Consider the following 21,871-nt stretch of genomic DNA (forward strand, 5'->3'; position numbering starts at 1 on the left):
TACCCCCATCTTATCGTTTGTTTTTTTTGTTCTCATAATTTTCATATGCATTAATTATTTTTTGAACTATCGGATGCCTTACAACATCTTTACTTGTTAGATTAGCTATTCCTATATCATTGATATTCTTAAGTATCTTAGATGCTACCTCTAATCCCGATCTCTGACCGTTTGGTAAATCTTTTTGTGTTATATCACCTGTAATAACTGCTTTTGAATTAAAACCAATCCTAGTTAAGAACATCTTCATTTGTGCAGGTGTCGTATTTTGGGCTTCGTCTAATACAATAAAACAATTATCAAGAGTTCTTCCTCTCATGTATGCAAGGGGAGCAACTTCAATTAAACCTTTTTCCATATTTTTAAGGAATGTATCTGCACCCATAATTTCATAAAGAGCATCATATAATGGCCTTAGATATGGATCTATTTTACTTTGTAAATCTCCTGGCAGAAAACCTAATTTTTCTCCAGCTTCTATTGCTGGTCTTGTAAGAATAATTCTATTAACTTCATTGTTTTTGAATGCTGTTATGGCATTAGCCATAGCCAAATAAGTTTTACCTGTACCCGCTGGACCAATACCAAAAACAATCATTTTTTTTCTTATTAAGTCAATATATTTTTTTTGACCTAGTGTTTTTGGTCTTATATGCTTACCACCTGGTGTTATACATATTAAATCATCATTTAATTTGCTTACCTCTTCTTCTTTCTGTTTTTCACATAATGATAATATATAATCTACACTTTGTTCAGTAATTTCAATTTGTTTATTTGCAGTTTCTATTAATTGTTTTATAACTCTTAGAGCAATATTTACAGAATTGTCATTACCTATAATTTTAACTTCATTACCTCTATTAATAATATTAACGCCTAATTTATTTTCAATAATCTTGATATTGCTATCATATTGGCCAAATACATTAACTATTATTTCATGGGGTATTTGTATCATCTTCTCTAAAGTATTCTTCATATTCTTGCCTCCGCTCATTTTCATCAAAGTATTTCATTTCTCCTATTTTCTCAACTACTACAATAATTCCATCGGCAATTATTTCATCTTTTGTGTCATTAATATTAATTTCTTTACTTACTATTTGCTTATTAGAATCTTCTAGTTTTTGTAAATACCTTGTTATATTCTCATTAATTATTTTTAGTGCTTCTTCATTTGTATAAGTTTCTTCTATTATTTTATATTCTTCATAAGACGTTTTGTCAATACTTATTGGCAAATAAAAGTTGTCGAATAAACAAATTTCTTCACTTGTGGTTATTTTATCATAATTTCTGTATCTAATTCTAGGTTTTATTAAATTAATTTTGAAGTCATCTATTTTTATGGCATTATCCTTTTTCTTATTATTAGTATATAACTTATTTACATACTTAAAATTCACTTGATCGTGATAATTATAAATAGTTTTCAGATATATATCCGCATCAGCATGAGTAAATTCAATAGCTCTTATTTCTTCAAGTTCTTTTATCTCTAATGTTCCCGAAACAAGTACATCTCCTTCTTCTACTACATCTCCTTTTACTACCGCAGGAGTACCCGTTCGTGTAACTATTGAAACTACAACACCTTTTTTACTGGATAAAATGTCACAAGGTTTACTTATATCCTCTATCTCTATGTTGTTTTTCCCTTCTTCTATCTGTATATGTAGTTTTGTTCCTGACATTTCACAAGTTACCCAGTTTATATAATTATAATTTTTCAATAATATTTTTTCTAACTCACTACACTTAACATCTTTCTTCCACATTCCCACAAAATGTGACTGGCTATTAAGAAATCTGATAAGATGTTCATCAGTATACATAGAATTACCTTCAATATCAATTTTCCATATAAATAAAGATAACAAAAAGACTATTGCCATACAAATGATCATACCAAATAGAAATATCTTTCTTTTCCTGAAAATCAGGAATCTAAAAGGTAATCCTATTTTTTTGGTTATCCTGACCTTACATCCTGTTTTTTTCACAAGAGGACGTATCAATTTAAACCCTTTAGCACTAATACACAGATTAAATCCATTATTGACACTTTTGATATTCCATATATATATTCCTCTATTAGCACATAGGTTTATAAATCTTTCAGGTGAAAAACCACTTACATTTATAATAACATAGCCTCTTATATATTTCCATATTTCAAGAAGCAAATGTCACCCTTCTTCCTATTATTAATTTAATATTTGATTTTATTTATTTGACCGGTTATTTTAATTTCTTCATCCGTAAGATATGTAATTAAGAAATGATTGCCTTCTAATTCTATCAATCCATTCTTGGTTTTTACTTTTAAGAATTCATCATCATATTCAACTATTCCTTTATAATTTTCAATAAGCATCTCTCTTTTTCCTGTGAGAGTTATGATTGAATCTCCAAGAGCTACATCTCTTGGTACTTCTAATATTTCTGCGATATGAAATTTTTTATCATTGTTTTTCTCTTTTTTCTTTTTTTTAATAATCATTCATCCTCTCAAAACAGTTGAAGATTTTCTTCAACTCATATTCCCCTCCTTTATACATAAATATGATAATTGTATATTATATATTCTATAAGATGAATTAAAATAATTAAAGAACTAATAATAAAAAAGCAATCTAAAAAAGCTGTTGATAAATCAACAGCTTTATTTTAAGATGTTTCTAATTATTTCACTTATCTTTTTATTATCTGCTCTTCCTTGTACTTTAGGAATAATCGCAGACATTATCTTACCCATGTCTTTCATTGATGAAGCATCAACTTCTTCAATAGTTTGTTTAACTATTGAAATCAATTCTTCTTCAGTTAATTGTTCGGGTAAATAAGACATCAAAATTTTAATTTCTACTTTTAAGTCATCAACCAAATCAGTTCTGCCACTTTTTTCATATTCAGGAAGGCTAGACTTTCTTTTCTTTACCTGACTAGATATAATTTTAATTATATCATCATCAGATAATTCTACATGATTGTCTTTTTCTTCCTGAAGAATGGCTGAGCGGACTAGCTGAATAGTGTTTTTACGTAAAGTGTCTTTTTCTTTCATTGCAGATTTCATATCTTGCAATAATTGAACTTTTAATGACATGTAATCATCCTCAAACTATAAGTTTTATTAGAATTTACGCTTTCTAGCAGCTTCAGATTTCTTTTTGCGTTTTACGCTAGGTTTTTCATAATGTTCTCTCTTACGAATTTCCTGCATAATCCCTGCTTTTGCGCAACTTCTCTTAAATCTTCTGAGTGCACTATCTAGGGTTTCATTTTCTTTAATAACAATGTTTGACATAGCCAACTCCTACCTCCCTCCAGTTGCAATTTGTGCCTTACCTCACAACTATTGGGGTATTAATTATCTAGCACTATATTAGATTATATCATATTATAGAAATACGTCAATATGTTTTTTAAAAACTTAATAGTTATTCTGGTATATATTGTTAGTCATTATTTGCCATAAGCCCTATTATTCTAAAGAAATCTCGTACTCATAGTTATTATAAATATATTTATTATGTGTATATGCTAATATATGTTTAATTGCATTCTTTTGTGTATATTTTAGTCTATTTATGCCATATTCATTTATATCCAGGTTATAATGATCCATATTCTCTAAAACTTCATCTACAGGTAATACAGATATTTCTTTGCTGTTTCTATAAGTACATGTGGGTACAAAAGATATACTTTTTATTTCTGGATTATGATTATCTATTTTTTCAAATTTAATATTCATAATTGCACTTACATCTGTTTGCTGGGGGTATTGTTTGGTATATCGCTGAGAAGAAATAAAATTTCCTAAAGAATATATTACAATACCCTTTTTAGTAGTTCCATCACTGCACAGGATGTCTCTAATCTCTAATGGTTGTAATACATGCGGATGACTGCCGATAATAATATCTGCACCTGCATCAAACAAATCATTCACTATATCTTTTTGTATTTCATTGGGATAATTAAAATATTCTTCGCCAAAATGCATAATGGCAACAACGAAATCAACTCCTGTTTCATCTGCTTTCTCAACATCCAACAACATTTTTTTGATTTCATCATTATCGTACATGTCTAAAGAATTAACAAGATAAGGCATAGAGTCTGGTGCCGTAAGACCATTAGTTCCATAAGTATAAGCTAAAAACGCAAATTCTATATTATTAATATCAATGGTAAATATTTCTTTAGCTTCATCTGAGTTTCTATAAGTTCCCACATGATATAACCCTTGCTCTTCCAAATAGTTTATAGTGGATATAACACCTTCAGCTCTACTATCTAAAGAATGGTTATTAACTGTAGATATTAGGTCGAAACCTGCTTCTTTTAAATTATATGCCAATATTTCTGGAGTATTAAAACATGGGAAACCCAGATAACCCTTATATTCATTTTCAGGTCTAAGACATCTCCCTTTATCCCTACCAGCTAATGTCGTTTCAAGATTTCCAATAACGCAATCAGAATTTTCCAAATATTTTTTAACATACTTGAATGAATTTGTAAAATCAAAACTATCAGCAGTGGCATCATATCCTCTATAGAGTTGCCATTTATGAAACATCATATCCCCAACAGCAGTTAGTGTAACAGTATTGATCTTATGTTCCACTATAGGTTTATCATACAAATACTCAGCTAAACTTTCGTTTATACCAAAACTCAATTTATCATTATTATACTTTAATCTATATGAATTGTTAGATTCACTACTACAACCCATAAGTATAAAAAAAACTAAAATTATTATACTTAGTTTTCTATTTTTCATATTAATCCCTTCATTCAATTATACATATTATACTATAACTGTATTAGTATCTCTTAATTTCCCTTTGGTTATGCTAAAAAACATTAAACCAAAAATTTTAGTAAGTTAATTAATCTTTCTATTGTATTAACTATATGCATGTAATATGAAGTTTGTTTGAATTTAACAAATCCAGAAGAAATTTAGTATGTATTCAGATTATTTATAAGTCAATAAAAGTATAGAACATATGAAAACGTTCCTATTTCATATGTTTTTAAAAATGACTCGCCTAAAAGATAAAAAATTAATATAAATTTAATCTGTAGTATAAGCCTAGTATAAAATTATTCAATACTAGGCTTTACTTAACAGCAAAAACTAATTATTTTATTTGAGTTTCTAATACATCTTTTGCTTTTTCTAATGCTTCATTTATCTTATCAGGATTCTTACCTCCTGCTTGAGCCATGTTTGGACGGCCTCCACCGCCTCCACCAACAACTTTAGCTACTTCTCTAATCAAATTTCCTGCATGTGCTCCTTTTTTTATTGCTTCATCAGTAGCCATGACAACTAAATTAACTTTACTTCCTTTTGAAGTCGTCAATACTATAACACCTTCGCCTAACTTTTGTTTTAAGCTGTCTCCAAGGTTTCTTAGACCATTTACATCTTGATCTTCAATATTTGCTGTCAATAATTTTATTCCTTTTATATCAACAACATTATCTAATAAATCTTTAGCAGCATCTTTTGATAATTTTGCTTTCAATTTTTCTATCTCACGATTTATCTTTTTGTTTTCTTCAAGTAATTGTTCAGCCTTCTTAGCTAACATTGATGGCTCAACTTTCAATAGTTTTGAAAAATCTTTTACTAAAGATTCCAATTGCTTATAATAATTGATTGCATTATTGGATGTTAATGCTTCAATTCTTCTAACACCTGCTGCTACACCTGTTTCTGATATAATCTTAAATGTACCAGCTTCTGAAGAGTTACTAAGGTGTGTACCACCACATAATTCTATACTATAATCGCCCATATTGACTACTCTTACTTTGGAACCATATTTTTCACCAAATAGAGCCATAGCTCCTAATTTTTTTGCTTCATCTATAGACATTTCTGTAGTTTCTATATTAAGACCTTCCATGATCTTAGAGTTGACTTCATCTTCTACTTTTCTTATTTCTTCCTCAGTTAGTGGTTGGAAATGTGTAAAATCGAAACGCAACTTGTCATGAGTTACATGTGAACCAGCCTGTTCAACATGACTGCCTAATACATTTCTTAACGCCTTTTGCAATAAATGAGTTGCACTATGATTCTTAGCTGTAGCTTTTCTATTAGCTTCATCTACAACTAGAGTAGCATCTTGATTAACCTTAATGTTTCCTTCAACAACTACTCCAATATGACCAATTTTATTACCAATTATCTTAACTACATCTTCTACTTGGAATTTACCTGTGTCTGTTGTTATATAACCTAAGTCAGCAACCTGTCCACCACTTGTTGCGTAAAAAGGTGTCTCTGTAACAAATATAGTACCTTTATTACCTTTCTGTAGCTGTTCTACAACATTTTCTTCATCAGTTATAGCTGTAATAGGAGATACAGATATTAAATCGTTATATCCTACAAATTTGGATTCTAAGAATGCATCAAGTTTATTATATACAGTTTCTTCTGAACCCATATAGTTACTCTCCGATCTCGCTTCACGAGCTCTTGTTTTCTGCTTTTCCATTTCTTGATTGAATCCATCTTCATCGACAGTTAGATTGCTTTCTTCTAGTATCTCTATTGTTAAGTCTATTGGGAAACCATAAGTATCATATAGTCTAAACGCATTTTCACCAGAAAGTTCTTTTTTACCTTCATCCTTAAGTTTTTGTATATAGTTCTTTAATATTCCTAGACCTTGGTCTATAGTTTCATTAAATCTATCTTCTTCTACTGTAATGATCTTAGTAATATAATCTTTCTTTTCTTGTAATTCAGGATAGGCATCTTTAGAAACTTCTATAACAGTTTCACATAATTTAGCTAAGAATTTATCTTCAATACCTAAAAGTTTGCCGTGTCTTGCAGCTCTTCTTAACAATCTTCTAAGAACATATCCCCTACCTTCATTAGAAGGTAATATACCATCTGATATCATAAAACTTACTGAACGAATATGGTCAGTAATTAATCTTATTGAAATATCTTTATTCTTGTCTTCTTTATATTTGACATCAGCCATTTCACATACTTTTTGAAGTAAAGCTTGTATAGTATCAACATCAAAAATCGATTCAACATCTTGCATTAGAAGAGCAAGTCTTTCAAGACCCATACCTGTATCTATATTAGGGAACTCAAGTGGAACATATTTTCCGTCTTCTGTTTTTTCAAATTGAGTAAATACTAGGTTCCAGAATTCCATGAATCTGTCGCAGTCACAACCGACTTTACAATCAGGTGATCCACAACCATATTCTTCACCACGATCATAATGAATCTCCGAACATGGACCACAAGGACCTACACCATGCTCCCAGAAGTTATCTTCTTTTCCTAATCTGATAATTCTTTCTTTTGGCAGACCAATTTTTTCATGCCATATTTTTTCTGCTTCATCATCTTCTAAATATATTGAAACATATAATCTATCTTCTGGTAACTCAAGTACTTTAGTAACAAATTCCCATGCCCACTCTATAGCTTCTTCTTTAAAATAATCACCAAATGAGAAATTACCAAGCATTTCAAAAAAAGTACCATGTCTCTGAGTCTTTCCTACATTTTCTATATCACCTGTACGAATACATTTCTGACATGTAGTCACTCTTTTTCTAGGTGGTACTTCTTGCCCAGTAAAATAAGGTTTTAATGGTGTCATACCAGCATTTATCAATAATACACTTTTATCGTTTCTAGGAACTAATGGAAAACTATTCATTATAAGATGATTCTTACTTTCAAAAAATTCCAGATACATTTTCCTAAGTTCGTTTAAACCGTACTTTTTCATTCTTTTATTTTCCTCCATTCAGCTATTAAAAAAAAATCCCCGCTATTACGAGGTATACAATTCTCTTTTTAAAATTATAATTAAATGCCTTACTTTTGTCAATACTAGCCTTTATAAAATGTAGATAATGCCATTACTTTTTTAGTTTATCGTATTCAGATTTCAACTGTAATCTCACATCTTTAGGCAAATGATGCCACCTAACCTCTCTAATGGCTCCTTCTAGTGCATACAATTTATTGCAACATGTATCACCATGTACATTTAACCTGATTATTGCTTCTATACTACCTGTTTCTTTTAAATCTTCAGCTGTTTGTATTCCAATATCATTTAATTCCTTTTCAAGCGTTTTGCCTATATTAGGTAATTCTGATAATTTCATTTCAGTAAACTCCTTATTTCATAATCTTTTTTTATAATGAACAATAATATTTTTTATTTTAAAATTATCTATTTGATCTCTATATTTATAGATAGTATAAAATGAAATTACTAATCCTCCACTAACATAACAATCCTTTATATCAAAAGTAAACAATGACCTTAGATAAATAAAATCCAAGCTTCCACCGTAAAATATTTTATCAATCAATGAACATATTGCTCCAGAGATAAATAATATTGTAATGATATCAGTCAATGTTGAATTGTTATTATAATAATATATATAATTTATAGCGACCAACATTAATATGATAGTCAATATATTGAATATTATATGAGAATAATATCCTACTCCTAAATCAAACAACGAATTAAACCAGGAATAACTTGTATTTATCACTGGTCTAAAATATACCAGTCCCCCTAGGATATTAATATCTTTTTGGAAGTAATATTGTTTTATTATAAGTTTAATAATTTGATCCATAGCTATTAGTGTTATTATCCAAAAGGATATTGTTCTTTTTTTCATGCAACTCACCTTATCCCTTGTAAATTAATTAGTCTGATATCAAAAATATTATGATCTTTGATTATTGCTTTATGATAGATTCTTTAATAAATCTTATTAAATCTCTAGTTCTAAAATGGATAACCAACTTATAATTAATTATAACCCATGTAATAATTATTACTTCTGATATGGATATATATACGTCCTTCAAATCGAATATGAAGAATCCTTTCAACCATATATAATCCAAACTTCCAGACCAAAAAAACTTATCTATCAAAGAACATATACATCCTGCTATCAATAAATTAAACCCTACTATTAATTCTTTTGATTTATTGTTCTCTGCTAAAATATATTTATAAAATATAATAATTACTATTAAGGCTAGTGTAATCAATATTATATGAAGTTCAATACCCATATTGCAGTTAAAAACATTATTAACATATGAATATCTATCATTAAGTACAGGTCTAAATGCTATTACATCAGTCAAATCATGATAGTTCAAGTTATAACTATCAATATATATTTTAATCAATTGGTCAATCATAACATATATTATAATTAATAATAAATTTCTATTAACATATTTCTTCATAATAAAGACTCCTATAAAAGAATTTCAGTCATACTTACAAGTCTATATTAAGTTATTATATGTAGTTAAAAGTTATTTATTTAATGCAAACAAATATTACTTAATCAATTCATTTATCCATTCATAACAATTTTCTAATTGCTCGTCAGTTATCTTTTCTGATCTATGTTCAAATAGTACTTTATACGAATTATTATGTGAATTGATTATTCTAAAATACTTTTCTACATCAGCCCAGCCGTCAACAGACTTCAATTCTGGCAAAGCAGGATAATGATTATTACTGAAATTATCCGATAACCTTCCATTAGAAACATGTACAACTTCAGTAAATTCAGCATATTTATCTAATATTTCATATGGATTGAAATTACTATCTATGCTATGTTGTAAATGTAATCTAGCTATATCTAAACACACCTTAACATTTGGATATTTTTTTAATAGGGATATCAATGCGTCATTATCACAAACATATTTATTCAATGCATCAAATTCCAAAACGGGTATGAAGTCAAACTCTGCTGCTTTCTTAGATATGTACTGAAAAAATTGTTCACTATGTTTTGCAAAATCGTCATATGTATATTTATCATCATAGGCATACTCTGTTTCATCTGCAAATCGCCAATTACTCCAATTTATCTGACTATCTAATATTACAGGTTTTGGATAATGAAACAATACATAATGTGGCTTGAATTTTCCAAACATAAAAGTCAACTCATTATCTATATAATCATATGAACTGTTTTTGTTAGCTATATCATTTGACATGTATTGTGGATCCCTCAATCTCCACTTATTACTTCTAAGAGGAAAATGAACACATATATTGAAATCATCTGATCGAGATGCTTCTATTAATCTGTCTATTTCTTTGTTATCATTAAGCATACAAGCTTCTACCCCATAAAAATCTTCTCTAAAATCTCTTTGTTGCTTATTAACATCGTATACCCCAAAATGACCAATTAAAAATCTTTTCATAATACCTTATTTCCCCCTTCTTTTGTTCACATATAATAATAAATTAATATTAATACTCTATGTTAAATAATCAAATATACTCAGTTGTACTTGCTTGACACTGGATCTGTAGCTACTAATGATATCCTTCATATTGTATAACATATTATATCTATCACAATTCTCTTTAAATATAGACCATAACTTTCTATATCTTGAGCTATTACATTTATAGCTATTACCAAATTGTTTAATATACTTTTCTTTTATTCCTGGAAAATGCTTGTCTAACTTATCATAAAAATAACAACGTTGATTTTGTCTAAGAGTCACACCAAAATAAGGATATATGAATTTGGCGCCTGCTTCATGTGCCATCTTGATTATAGAAATTATATTATCTTCTGTATCATTTATAAAAGGTAGTACAGGCATCAAAAGTATTCCAGCATATATTCCTTTATCTGATAAAGCTGCTAATGCTTCAAATCGCTTAGAAGAAACATTTACATTTGGTTCAATAATTCTGCTCAGATTATCATCAGCAGTAGTTATCGTCAACTTCAAACATACTGGTGAATGTTTATTTATATCTTGAATAATGTCCATATCCCTAGTTATTAAAGCACTTTTTGTAGCTATTCCTATTCCAAAACCATATGCATTAATTAATTCCAATGCATTCCTTGTAAGGTGTAGCTCTTTTTCATATGGATTATAAGGATCACTCATTGCACCAGAACCCACAACACCTTTATTTACTTTACTTCTTAATTGATTTCTTATAATTTCCAGTGCATTTTCCTTAGCCCTAACTTGGCTGAAATTCTCAATATGATAACATTCGCTTCTAGAATCACAATAGATACATCCATGATTGCAACCTTTATATATGTTCATATTGTAATCATGACCAAACCAATAATCAGGTTTCTTGTTTTTAGTTATTATTGTCTTTGCCTTAATATATTCCATTCTATTTTTCCTTCTAAACATATTTCCCCTTTTAACTTTCTATACGGGTAAGTTCATCAAAAGGCTTTATAAGATAAAAATATAGATGTTTCTTCTATCTTTATACTAGAAATTCAAAACCTATACTACTATTATAAAATGTTTAATATGACAACTATATGTCATATTAAACATTAAAATAACAAGTAATTTATATCGTCTCTGTTTTTTTATTAGTAACTTTATTTGAAAACCTTAGGTAATCACATATGCTTAATAAGATAAAATCAATTGTTATACCTAAATATAGTCCATACAAACCCATTTTAAATACTAAGCTAAATAAAAAGACAAGCGCGATACCTATAAGATTTATAACTATAGAATTAAATAGAACCCATCTTTCATCTCCAATACCTTGTAAACCATATTTATATATATTATTAGGTATGCTAAATAAACAGGCAACTAAAGCAATAATGTAATAATTAATGCTATAGTTTATTAAATTATAATCATTAGTTAGTAATAAAACTATATATGACTTGAAAATGATTAATAATATGATTAATCCTATTGAAATAATCAATGCTAATTTTAACGATTGTCTAGGTATTATAGACATTTTTTCGTATTGTTTTTCTCCGTAATTCTTGCTGACTAATGTCAATGTTGTTGATGCATAGGAATACATGGGCATTAATACAATAGTAACAACACTCTCCAATAAAGTATATGCAGATAGTTCAAGTACTCCTATACGAGATAATATTGCATTGATACATACTACCAATAGCGTAGATTCTAATATCTCCTGCCCCATTAATGCCAAAGATTTTCTAATTAATCTCAATCCCAATTTCAATATTTTAATAATGGGTAATAAGTAATCAATTACAATTAATTTCTTCTTATATAGAATAAAAACATATATAATCAAATTCAATGAAAGCGATATAACTGATGCTATTCCTGCTCCTTTAACTCCCATTGGCTTAAAGGAGAGTTTTCCAAAAATAAGAATATAATTAAGAATTACATTAGTGATAGTCGCTGTAATGTTACCTATAAACAGATACTTGGTGGTATTCAATATCTTAAACAATGATGAAAACATAAATAACATCATGTTCAAGCAGGTTGTCATACTGAACAGATTCATATATGAAAGCGATTCTTTTAATAAACTACCTTGTAATCCATATACTACCTTAAGTATTCCATCTCCAAATGCAAATAAAATGAGCCAAAATAACGTACCAATAAACAAACTAATTGAGATACCTGATATGAAGTTATCGACTAAATCCTTTGTGTTACCTTTACCTTCACTTTTAGCTCCTGCTATATTGAATGCTACTGCTATAGCTCCAAGAACTCCGGTGATACTGTTAATGGTTGTACTAATTAATCCAACAGCTCCAAAAGCATCTAAAGATATTCTTCCTATCATTGCTGTATCTATAAGCCCTATCAGCATTCCTACTACTGAATTAAATACAAGGGGTATTGCCATCTTGTTAATCTCATTTATTAAAAAAGTGTCTTTATTTATTAAATTCTTATTCAATTTTCTTTTTGTCTCCCTTCTTTTTTCGTATTAAAAAAGAAGGGAATTTACAGGCGCATAGACCATTTTGAAGCCTCCTAGCTCATAACTGATTTCCATTATATTTATATATTGTAACAAATTCTGATAACAATTACTATATAAATAGATATTTTTATCAATACACATTGAAATATTTCATAAATATTAGTTTATAATTATCAACATATATACTACTGACTAAAAAAATCGCCCTATCGGACGATTTCTTCACATTTTATAAATATCGCATAGCTGTAAAAGGAGAATAACTATTCCTAGAAAACGGATATATTACTACTTCAAAGTTGAATTCATGTGGCTTTAATGTATATTGTTCTGCTGGTTTTGGACCACAACTATTGCTTCCAAGTCCATTTTGTTCATAATCAATATCTAAGTATATATAATCACCCTTTTTCAATTCATTCCTATGATTGCATTTATCAATTTCTTCTTTTGAATAAGGCTTCATTGAAAAATCGAACTTATTATCTTCCATTTTAACAAGAAATCCCATACCTCTTTCATCATATATATTAACCCATTGTGTATCTGTATGATTACCATAATCTTGAGGATAAACATAAGGCATTACACATTCATCTATATCAGATTCATATGTGCCTAAGCTAGCAGCCAGTTTCTTATCTCTATATGACTCGTGTTTTCCCCGTCCTTCCCATTGAAAATTTTTCATACACAAAGGAAGTCGATATTCCATACCTAATTTAGGTAATGATTCAGGTACTTTACCTTTTGGTATACCATTTATCTTAATCTTTATTTTACCATCTGCAGAAATTAGATATCGATAATTCAATGTAAATCCCCAATTTCTATTAGGTGGAGCAAGATAGCTTTTAACATTTATTTCAATATTGTTATTTTTTTCAATTACAGTAACATCATCAATTCTATTCTGAACTAGATGTACATATTCCTCTTTCCATTTTTTAACTATATACATATCATTGTCAATTATACTTCTCCAAAGGTTGAATTGTCCTCCTAAGTTAATTAATTCTTTTCCCTCATATGTTAAATGTTCTATGATCAATCTGTTTTTACAGAATGACATATTGAAGTTGGTTCCCTTGATAATAATATTATTATTGGTTTCTTCATAATTAATAGGTGTCGATATGTTAGTCAATAGATTATTTGTTGTATCATTATTTATTTTCCATGTTTCACAAGCAACAATATGACCTTTATCTCCCCATGATGTATTATTTTTCAGATTACATTCAATAGTTAAATATTCTGTATGATCTTTAATGAATTCATCTAGTTGTAGTTCTACATTTTTACTCTCTTTGGATGGTATAATAATATCTTCTAATGTATAACTGAATATTACATTTCCTTTCTGCCTACATGTAATAAAAAATTCCAGATGAGAAGTATCAATAAAATCATATAAATTAGTTATGGTTACTATACTCTTATCTTCATTCAACTCAAAATGTATTGGTTGAATTACTTTCTTATATTCAAGTAACCCGCTTCCTATTGTCCTATCTGGTCTTATCAAACCATCACAGCAAAAGTTGGAGTTGTTAGGTATATCACCAAAATCTCCCCCATATGCATGGAACTTTTCACCCTCACTATTTTCTGTCAAAAGTCCATGATCAATCCATTCCCACACAAAACCACCCTGTAGATTTTTGTACTTATAGAATATATCTTGATATTCCTTTAATCCACCAGGTCCATTACCCATAGCATGGGCATATTCACATAGAATACGTGGCTTATCAGTTTTTTTATTAACATATTCAATCATTTTCTCAACTGAGCTATACATAGTGGAATCCACATCTACTACTTCTGATTCAAAATCCTCTTCATAATGAATAAGTCTTGTTTTATCCCTTTTCTTACACCATTCTGCCATAGCTCTAAAATTATCACCAAAACCAGATTCATTACCAAGGGACCAAAAAATAATACTAGGATGATTTTTATCTCTCTCTACCATCCTTCTAATTCTATCTAGATAAGCTTCTTTCCATTTTGGATCTTTACTTATCATACTGATATCTCCTATTGTTTCAAACCCATGACATTCCAGATCTGCTTCATCCATTACATATAAACCGAACTTATCACAAAGATCATAAAACCTTGGGTCATTAGGATAATGAGATGTTCTAACTGCATTAATATTATGTTGTTTCATCATCATGATATCTTTTACCATATAATCATATGGTAAAGCCCTTCCCATTAACTCGTGATGTTCATGTCTATTGACACCTCGTAGCATGACCACCCTACCGTTAACTAAGAAGTTACCATCAACTACCTCTACTTTTCTGAAACCTACTTTTAATGGTACAAATTCTTGGATATCATTAGCACCATGTAACATAATCAAAAGATTATATAAATTAGGACTTTCTGCTGTCCATTTCTTGGGATTGGATATAGATAATTCTATATTATTTCTAATACTAGCATTAGGATTAATTAATATATCTTCAACTGTTTTAGATTCTATCTCATTTGATTCATATTCATCTAACAATTGCAAAGTTATTGACCTTTTCTCTACCTTATGAGTATTATTATTCAACTTAATATTTACTTTCAAATCAGCATCTTTATATTCATCATCTAAATCTGTAATAACTTCAACATCATCAATATGTATCATAGGTTTAGCCACTAAATAAACATCTCTGAATATCCCGCTTAACCACCACATATCTTGGTCTTCTAAATAGCTTCCATCTGAAAATTTATAAACCACAACTGTTATTTGATTAGTTCCTTGATTTATATATGTTGTTATGTCAAATTCTGAAGGCATCCTACTTCCTTGACTGTAACCTACCATCTTACCATTTATATATAAATGAAAAGCACTATCCACACCTGCAAAATGAATAATTATCTGTCTATCCAACCAATCCTTATTTATATAAAAATTTCTCCTATAGATTCCAGTAGGATTCTTAGATGGAACATTCGGGGGATCTATTGGAAATGGATAAATTAAATCTGTATAATGAGGATTTCCATAACCTTGAAGTTGCCAATGCCCTGGAACTTCTATTTTATCCCACTCTTCATCATTATTGAATATATCTTCATTGATTTCATTAGGATATAATAAATATTTAAAATCCCATACTCCATTCAATAAACTAAAAAATTTTGATGTTCCTCTCTCATAAGTTAGCGCTCTTTCTCTATCTTCGTATGAAAATATTGTTGCTCTAGGCTCTTGTCTATTTATACTTAATATATCTAGATTTTCATAATCTTTCATGATTACCTATTCTCCTTCCCAATATTCAATGCTAATCTATTAATTCTGGAATCAAATTCTTTATCTTGCTAATAAATATTTCCATTGCCTCTTTACTATTGTTGGCTTCATGTTTCAATATGCATTCAAGAGTATAATCAAAAGCACAGTTGAACTTTGTTTCATATTCACTGATGGGTCTAACTTTCATGTTATTATATATTTCCCTCATATAGATTTCGCCCATTGCTTGATTTTCAAATATCAGTTTCTTAGAATAAATAAACTTATCCTCATTATATGAATGAGCATAGTGGGTTAACAACCTATAATCATTTATATTATGGTAAGCTCCTTCTTCCGATAGAAGTAACCATTTCAATAATTTAAAAGCTTCTTCCTTATGGTTACTTTGTTTTGATATTCCCCATGCAGTTCCGCCCCATATGAAACCTCCTTCAGGTGGCATCATAATATTATAGTGGATATTTTTATTTTCCATATTTTCAATAACATAATGTAAAAACCACGGTGGACAAGGTAGAAATATACTGTTTCCATAATCTATGTAGTAATACCATTCTGGACTCCATTGACATATTGGATATACCAATTCATTATCCCTAAGGAAAATGCAATCTCCAAAAATATCTTCAACGTATTCCTTACAATTCAACTTATCATTTTCAATTAGCTTCTTATCATATTGATTGATAACCATTACAGCATAATCTCTGATGCTTGGGAATAATTTAATGTCCTCTTTGCTTCTGTTTTTTACTTCAAGAGCATTTTCAAATAATATATCCCAAGAATATAACTTGTCTTCTACCAGTTTCCTATCTTTTACATTAAAATATTTTTCTGTGAGATCAGATCTATAAGCTAGTGCAGAAATTGCAATATCATAGGGTATTCCAATTATATTGTTATCTTTATCTTTATAATTGTCGATGTTATAATGCAAAAAATCTTCACTTAATATATTAAACGGTTTTTTCCCTAGATCTTCACATAGACCTAAATCTATTAAATCACTGATCTGGTCACGTTCCATAAAAACAATATCAGGTATCTTTTTATTTACTGCTAACGAACTCTGCAATATTCTCAAATAATCATTACTATCAATCAACTCATATTTTATGCTGACATTGTTTTTCTTAGAGTATTCTGAAAAACTCTTATTAAGAGATTCATCCCATCCCCATATAAGAATTGAATCCTTTATTTTACTATCTTTAATCAATGGGTCTTTATTACTTTGATATCTTAACAAGAGAAACTCACCTATTACGAAAATTGAAAATACAATAAAAAATAGCAATGTAATTAATATTAATTTTTTATTTGTTTTGTGCATATCTTTATCCTCGGATATTAATATTTTATTTGATATAACAAATTTAATAAACTATACAATCCACTAATTTTGTATAATATTCTATACTACAAATTAATTTTTGTTTACCAAAGGTAATTCAATAACTACTCTACAACCTTTATCTATATCAGATTTTATACTAATCATGTAATCCTGTTTATATATATAGTCCAGACGTTCTTTTATATTGTATAATCCTATAGATTTCAATGAATTACTGTACTTTCTATCTTCAAATATGAACATATTATCAACTTTTTCTTTCTCTATACCCATCCCGTCATCTTCAACACTTATAAACACATATTCACCATCTTTATGGATATCCACTATTATATTACCTTCACGAGATAATGGTGAAATACCATGATAGATCGCATTTTCAATAAGAGGTTGTAATATTATCTTAGGTATATATATTTTCTTAATCTCCTCGTCAATAAAAAATTCAATATGGAATTTGTCTCTATACCTGACCTTTTGAATTTCCACATAACTTTTTATCGTATCAATTTCATTTTCTACTTGTTCAAACATAGCCTCTGGTGACATAGTAACTTTGATTGAATCTTGTAATATATTTATGAAAGCCTTAGTCATATTTTCTATATTTTTATTTTTACCTTTTCTTGCCATGTAAACGATGGAATTTAACGTATTATAAATAAAATGTGGATTTATCTGTGACATAAGCAATTCCAATTCCATATCTCTTTTTTTCTTCTCGTATTCAATTATTTTCTTGACATATTCCTCTAACTTAACAGCCATATTGTTAAAACCTTCTTCTAGTATTTGTATTTCTCCGTAACTATTGGTTTCAACTCTTATTTTCAGATTTTCTTCTGATAATCTTTCCATAGCTGATGCAAGGTTAGTGATTGGTCTAGTCATATCTGAAATGATCTTTCCTAAGAAAATCATCATAATTATTATGCTGATGATTATTGTCAATAGCACAAAAAACATTAAGAGCAATCTGATATCATGAAATATTTTACTATTAGTTATTATTATATATTTAAAACCATTGTTTAATTTCTTATAGAAGACCATATTGTCTGATTTTCTATACATTCCGCCATTTTGGAATTCTATGTCCTTGATATAGTCATTAACCTTAGCTGAGTCGAATTTTTTGTAATCTTTGTATATCAATTCATTAAATGGATTTATTAGCAGTTGTCCATCTTCACTATTGTTTTCTTGAAATAGATTCTCTAAAAAATCAACTTTGATATTAATTATCAATTCGCCTATTTTATTATCACTTCTATTTATATTATTTATATCTGTTATAAAACTAATAACATCCGTTTTTACATTCCCGTCTGTAAAGACTACATGCTTTCTCGAAAATCTTCCATACAATTTTCTATCATATGAGTACCAATCTTCTTTTAGCTTATACTCAAAATAGCTACTATAGGGAAATATGTTCCAAAAACAATTACCGTTGGTATCTATTAAAACAAAACTATCAATATATTCTCTTAAATAGCTATAATTTTTCATATAGCTCATGGTCTTATCAATCTCAGATACTTTTTCGTGGGAGATGAGAAAATCTTGTACTTCATTGCTGACACTTATTTCTTGAGATATTAAATATAAATCTTCCATTATAAATTCTATCTGTTTTACTTTTTGATTTATATTGGTGTTATAATCTTTTATAATCTGCTTCTCTATCGTATTTTTAGAGTATATATATACAATTACACCCAAACAAACCATAGAAATTGTTATTACCATTGTTGTCATCTTAATAATTCTATAGCTTAATGTTAATTTTTTCATAATAATCACTTCTTATATTCTAAAGGACTGGTTCCTACTATTTTTTTAAATACTTTACTGAAATATTGACTGGTTTTGTATCCTACAGCTTCAGAAATCTCATAGATCTTGTAATTCCCTTCATCCATCATTTTCAATGCCATAGTTATCCTATATTCGGTTAATATAGTTGTAAATGTTTTGTTGAGCTCTTTTTTTAATAATAAGCTAAGATAAACACCACTTATATCTAAATATTTTGCTACTTTATCTACTGTTAAAGGTTTTTTATAGTTATCATGGATATATAAAATAGCTTCATATACTTTTTTTGAGTAAAGTTTCTGTTCTAGCACATCTTTAATAATTCTTTTGTATGTTTTTTTATAATACTCAGTGACATCATTGATTTTTATGAACATTGTTTCTTTTTCATTGTAATTATTAATGTATTTATCTGGATCAATATTATGGTCTACAGCATATTTTTCTATTGTCTTCGTTAATGTTTCTATAATATGGAACATGTTATTACTTCCATAATATCTTATAAGATCATGATGTAGATTGGAAAAGAAGATGTCCACATCATCAATAACTTTACTCTCCAAAACCTGTACTAATTTCTGTGATATGCCTTCTAATCTTTCTTTACAAATCAATTCTTTTTTTGGGACTTCAAAATCCCATATTATTTTATTTTCGGCTAGATAAAATAGATATTCCATACAATCTTTAACATATCTAGCATTATCTTTTAATTCACCTAATTGACAACTCTTTCTAAACAATACCATAGAATACGTATATTTATTTTTATTAATATATCTCCCTATTTTAAGTGCTATCAAATATAGGCATTCTTGGATTTTACTGTTACTATTGACTTTTTTGCGTATTATACATATTATTTTCCTATTTCTATCAGTAATGATTAACGACTGTTTTATCTTCAGACTATTTCTATCATCTTTACTTATTTGATCCAGTATATTATTATCTTCGATTTCCATATCATCTTTAATATCAAATAATAATAATGATACCTTGTATTTGACTAACACTCTATAATAATTCTCTAGTTCTGATGAAAGTTGTTTCCCTTTAATTAAACAAGATATGACATCTTTACTTATGACACTATTGATGACATCATTTTTTTCTAAGTTATTTGCTGCCTTTTTCAAATTATCCAACAGACTATCATGACTGATTTCATGTTTCAATAAATAATCACATACACCTAACCCTATTGCTTCTTTTGCATAATTAAAATCACTATATGCTGTTAGAATGAATATCTGAATATTTTTGTTATTAGATAGTTTCGTTATTTTTTTAGTCAATTCTAATCCATTGATTACTGGCATATTGATGTCAATGAAGATAATGTCAGGTTCATATTTCTTGTATAATGAAAGACCCTCTCTACTACTCGTAGTTTTTGCTACAATTGTAAAACCGTTGGCTTCCCAATCAATTATATCCATTAAATCTTCAATAACCATAATTTCATCATCAATCAGCATAACTTTCCATTTTTTCACTAATACCTGCTCCTTGTAAAAATTTTAGTAATATCAATTGACTACTAACTTAATGAAATAATAATAGAAACACAAAATGGTACCAGAATAGATAAAATGATACCAGATACAAAAGCAATGATAGTTATAATTGCATTAGTATTTTTTGAAATAATTGGCAGAGCTGTATCCATTGAAGTAGCGCCTGCTATGGATATCGTTTCAGTTAAACCTATGTATTTAGAGATGAATGGGATTAATATGAAGGCTAATATTTCTCTAGTTACATTAGAAATGAAAGCTAATGCACTTAATTTTGCAGAGTGTTCGCTTAAGATAATCGCAGATAAGCTATACCATCCGAAACCAGCTCCTACAGCTCCCCCTTCATTGAAATTCAAGCCTATGATATATCCTCCTACGATTCCTCCTAATATACTGCCTACACCTATTAATAGGGGAAACAATAATATTCTAAAACCCATTTTCTTAATATCATTAATAACATTCTTATTCTTACTTATATCAATACCAACAAAAAAAAGCAATAAGCACAAGCCTATATCTAGCCATAAGTCAGTATTTAATGTCATCGTATCTGGTATGATATAATAACCGGATAAAATACCTACTATAATTACTAAAAGGATTTTAATGCTCATTAGAATGTCTCCTTTCTCTTATGTCCGGATATTTGGCTTTACTAAAAAATATACATTTCCCAATGAATGTAAATAAAATACTGAAACTAATAATCACTAATGATATTATAATACCTTTGATTCCTAATTCTAAGAAAGAATCTATTATATAATCATCCATCCCAATTCGCAATCCCATTATAAATAGCAATAAAAAAAGACATATCAATTGCATAAATTCAATTTTATTTATTAATTTATCTTTGATAAATTTAGTATTACCTATTAAAACCCCAGCTATCAATAGAAATAAATACAATAACATCTTCTGTATCATTATCTTCCTCCATTAGTATAAAAATTCTATATATGTAATTTCTCCATAATATAAGATAAAATATAATAACCATCTCATTCATTGTAATAAAATGGCTGTACTATTTAATAATTACAGTATA

General features: G+C 28.5%; 19 protein-coding genes. All 19 read right to left on the reverse strand.

Annotation, left to right across the window (positions count from 1 at the left end; all coding sequences use genetic code 11):
• Positions 1 to 10: 10 nt before the first annotated feature.
• Entirely contained in the window at positions 11 to 982 is a 972-nt protein-coding gene (locus QMG30_RS12930) for a PhoH family protein (protein ID WP_281815984.1), read from the reverse strand.
• On the reverse strand, positions 942 to 2,189 hold the full coding sequence (gene yqfD / locus QMG30_RS12935) for a sporulation protein YqfD (protein WP_281815986.1): 1,248 nt from the start codon (positions 2,187 to 2,189) through the stop codon (positions 942 to 944). The genes QMG30_RS12930 and yqfD overlap by 41 nt, the downstream gene beginning before the upstream one ends.
• A 26-nt stretch (positions 2,190 to 2,215) precedes the next feature.
• Positions 2,216 to 2,506: a YabP/YqfC family sporulation protein gene (locus QMG30_RS12940; RefSeq protein WP_281815988.1), complete on the reverse strand. Its 291-nt coding sequence runs from the start codon at positions 2,504 to 2,506 to the stop codon at positions 2,216 to 2,218.
• A 162-nt stretch (positions 2,507 to 2,668) separates the two neighbouring features.
• Complete coding sequence (locus tag QMG30_RS12945) at positions 2,669 to 3,112, reverse strand: GatB/YqeY domain-containing protein (RefSeq protein WP_281815991.1); 444 nt, start codon at positions 3,110 to 3,112, stop codon at positions 2,669 to 2,671.
• Between the two features lie 27 nt (positions 3,113 to 3,139).
• Positions 3,140 to 3,313: a 30S ribosomal protein S21 gene (gene rpsU / locus QMG30_RS12950; protein WP_113675675.1), complete on the reverse strand. Its 174-nt coding sequence runs from the start codon at positions 3,311 to 3,313 to the stop codon at positions 3,140 to 3,142.
• A gap of 177 nt (positions 3,314 to 3,490) precedes the next feature.
• The gene (locus tag QMG30_RS12955) at positions 3,491 to 4,801 is read right to left on the reverse strand and encodes a CapA family protein (protein ID WP_281815994.1); all 1,311 of its coding nucleotides are present in this window, start codon (positions 4,799 to 4,801) and stop codon (positions 3,491 to 3,493) included.
• Between the two features lie 364 nt (positions 4,802 to 5,165).
• On the reverse strand, positions 5,166 to 7,805 hold the full coding sequence (alaS, locus tag QMG30_RS12960; RefSeq protein ID WP_281815996.1) for an alanine--tRNA ligase: 2,640 nt from the start codon (positions 7,803 to 7,805) through the stop codon (positions 5,166 to 5,168).
• Positions 7,806 to 7,938: 133 nt separating this feature from the next.
• Positions 7,939 to 8,190, reverse strand: coding sequence for a TfoX/Sxy family DNA transformation protein (locus QMG30_RS12965; RefSeq protein ID WP_281815997.1), 252 nt, complete (start codon positions 8,188 to 8,190; stop codon positions 7,939 to 7,941).
• An 18-nt stretch (positions 8,191 to 8,208) separates the two neighbouring features.
• Positions 8,209 to 8,724 carry a signal peptidase II gene (locus QMG30_RS12970; RefSeq protein ID WP_281815998.1) on the reverse strand — a complete coding sequence of 172 codons (516 nt, stop codon included), beginning with the start codon at positions 8,722 to 8,724 and terminating at the stop codon, positions 8,209 to 8,211.
• A gap of 61 nt (positions 8,725 to 8,785) precedes the next feature.
• Entirely contained in the window at positions 8,786 to 9,310 is a 525-nt protein-coding gene (locus QMG30_RS12975) for a signal peptidase II (RefSeq protein WP_281815999.1), read from the reverse strand.
• Between the two features lie 96 nt (positions 9,311 to 9,406).
• On the reverse strand, positions 9,407 to 10,300 hold the full coding sequence (locus QMG30_RS12980; RefSeq protein WP_281816000.1) for a sugar phosphate isomerase/epimerase: 894 nt from the start codon (positions 10,298 to 10,300) through the stop codon (positions 9,407 to 9,409).
• 57 nt (positions 10,301 to 10,357) lie between these two features.
• Positions 10,358 to 11,254, reverse strand: a complete 897-nt coding sequence (locus QMG30_RS12985) for an SPL family radical SAM protein (RefSeq protein WP_281816001.1) — start codon at positions 11,252 to 11,254, stop codon at positions 10,358 to 10,360.
• A gap of 190 nt (positions 11,255 to 11,444) precedes the next feature.
• Complete coding sequence (locus QMG30_RS12990; protein WP_281816003.1) at positions 11,445 to 12,803, reverse strand: MATE family efflux transporter; 1,359 nt, start codon at positions 12,801 to 12,803, stop codon at positions 11,445 to 11,447.
• A gap of 256 nt (positions 12,804 to 13,059) precedes the next feature.
• The gene (locus QMG30_RS12995) at positions 13,060 to 16,104 is read right to left on the reverse strand and encodes a glycoside hydrolase family 2 TIM barrel-domain containing protein (protein WP_281816005.1); all 3,045 of its coding nucleotides are present in this window, start codon (positions 16,102 to 16,104) and stop codon (positions 13,060 to 13,062) included.
• Positions 16,105 to 16,135: 31 nt separating this feature from the next.
• On the reverse strand, positions 16,136 to 17,362 hold the full coding sequence (locus QMG30_RS13000) for an ABC transporter substrate-binding protein (protein WP_281816007.1): 1,227 nt from the start codon (positions 17,360 to 17,362) through the stop codon (positions 16,136 to 16,138).
• 177 nt (positions 17,363 to 17,539) lie between these two features.
• Positions 17,540 to 19,267: a sensor histidine kinase gene (locus QMG30_RS13005; protein ID WP_281816009.1), complete on the reverse strand. Its 1,728-nt coding sequence runs from the start codon at positions 19,265 to 19,267 to the stop codon at positions 17,540 to 17,542.
• Positions 19,268 to 19,272: 5 nt separating this feature from the next.
• Entirely contained in the window at positions 19,273 to 20,793 is a 1,521-nt protein-coding gene (locus tag QMG30_RS13010; RefSeq protein ID WP_281816010.1) for a response regulator transcription factor, read from the reverse strand.
• A gap of 44 nt (positions 20,794 to 20,837) precedes the next feature.
• A complete protein-coding gene (locus QMG30_RS13015; RefSeq protein ID WP_281816012.1) occupies positions 20,838 to 21,434 on the reverse strand; it encodes a LysO family transporter in 597 nt (198 codons plus the stop codon).
• Positions 21,424 to 21,750, reverse strand: coding sequence for a LysO family transporter (locus tag QMG30_RS13020; RefSeq protein ID WP_281816013.1), 327 nt, complete (start codon positions 21,748 to 21,750; stop codon positions 21,424 to 21,426). The genes QMG30_RS13015 and QMG30_RS13020 overlap by 11 nt, the downstream gene beginning before the upstream one ends.
• Between the last annotated feature and the right edge of the window lie 121 nt (positions 21,751 to 21,871).

Source organism: Vallitalea longa, from assembly GCF_027923465.1.
Lineage (GTDB): Bacteria > Bacillota > Clostridia > Lachnospirales > Vallitaleaceae > Vallitalea > Vallitalea longa.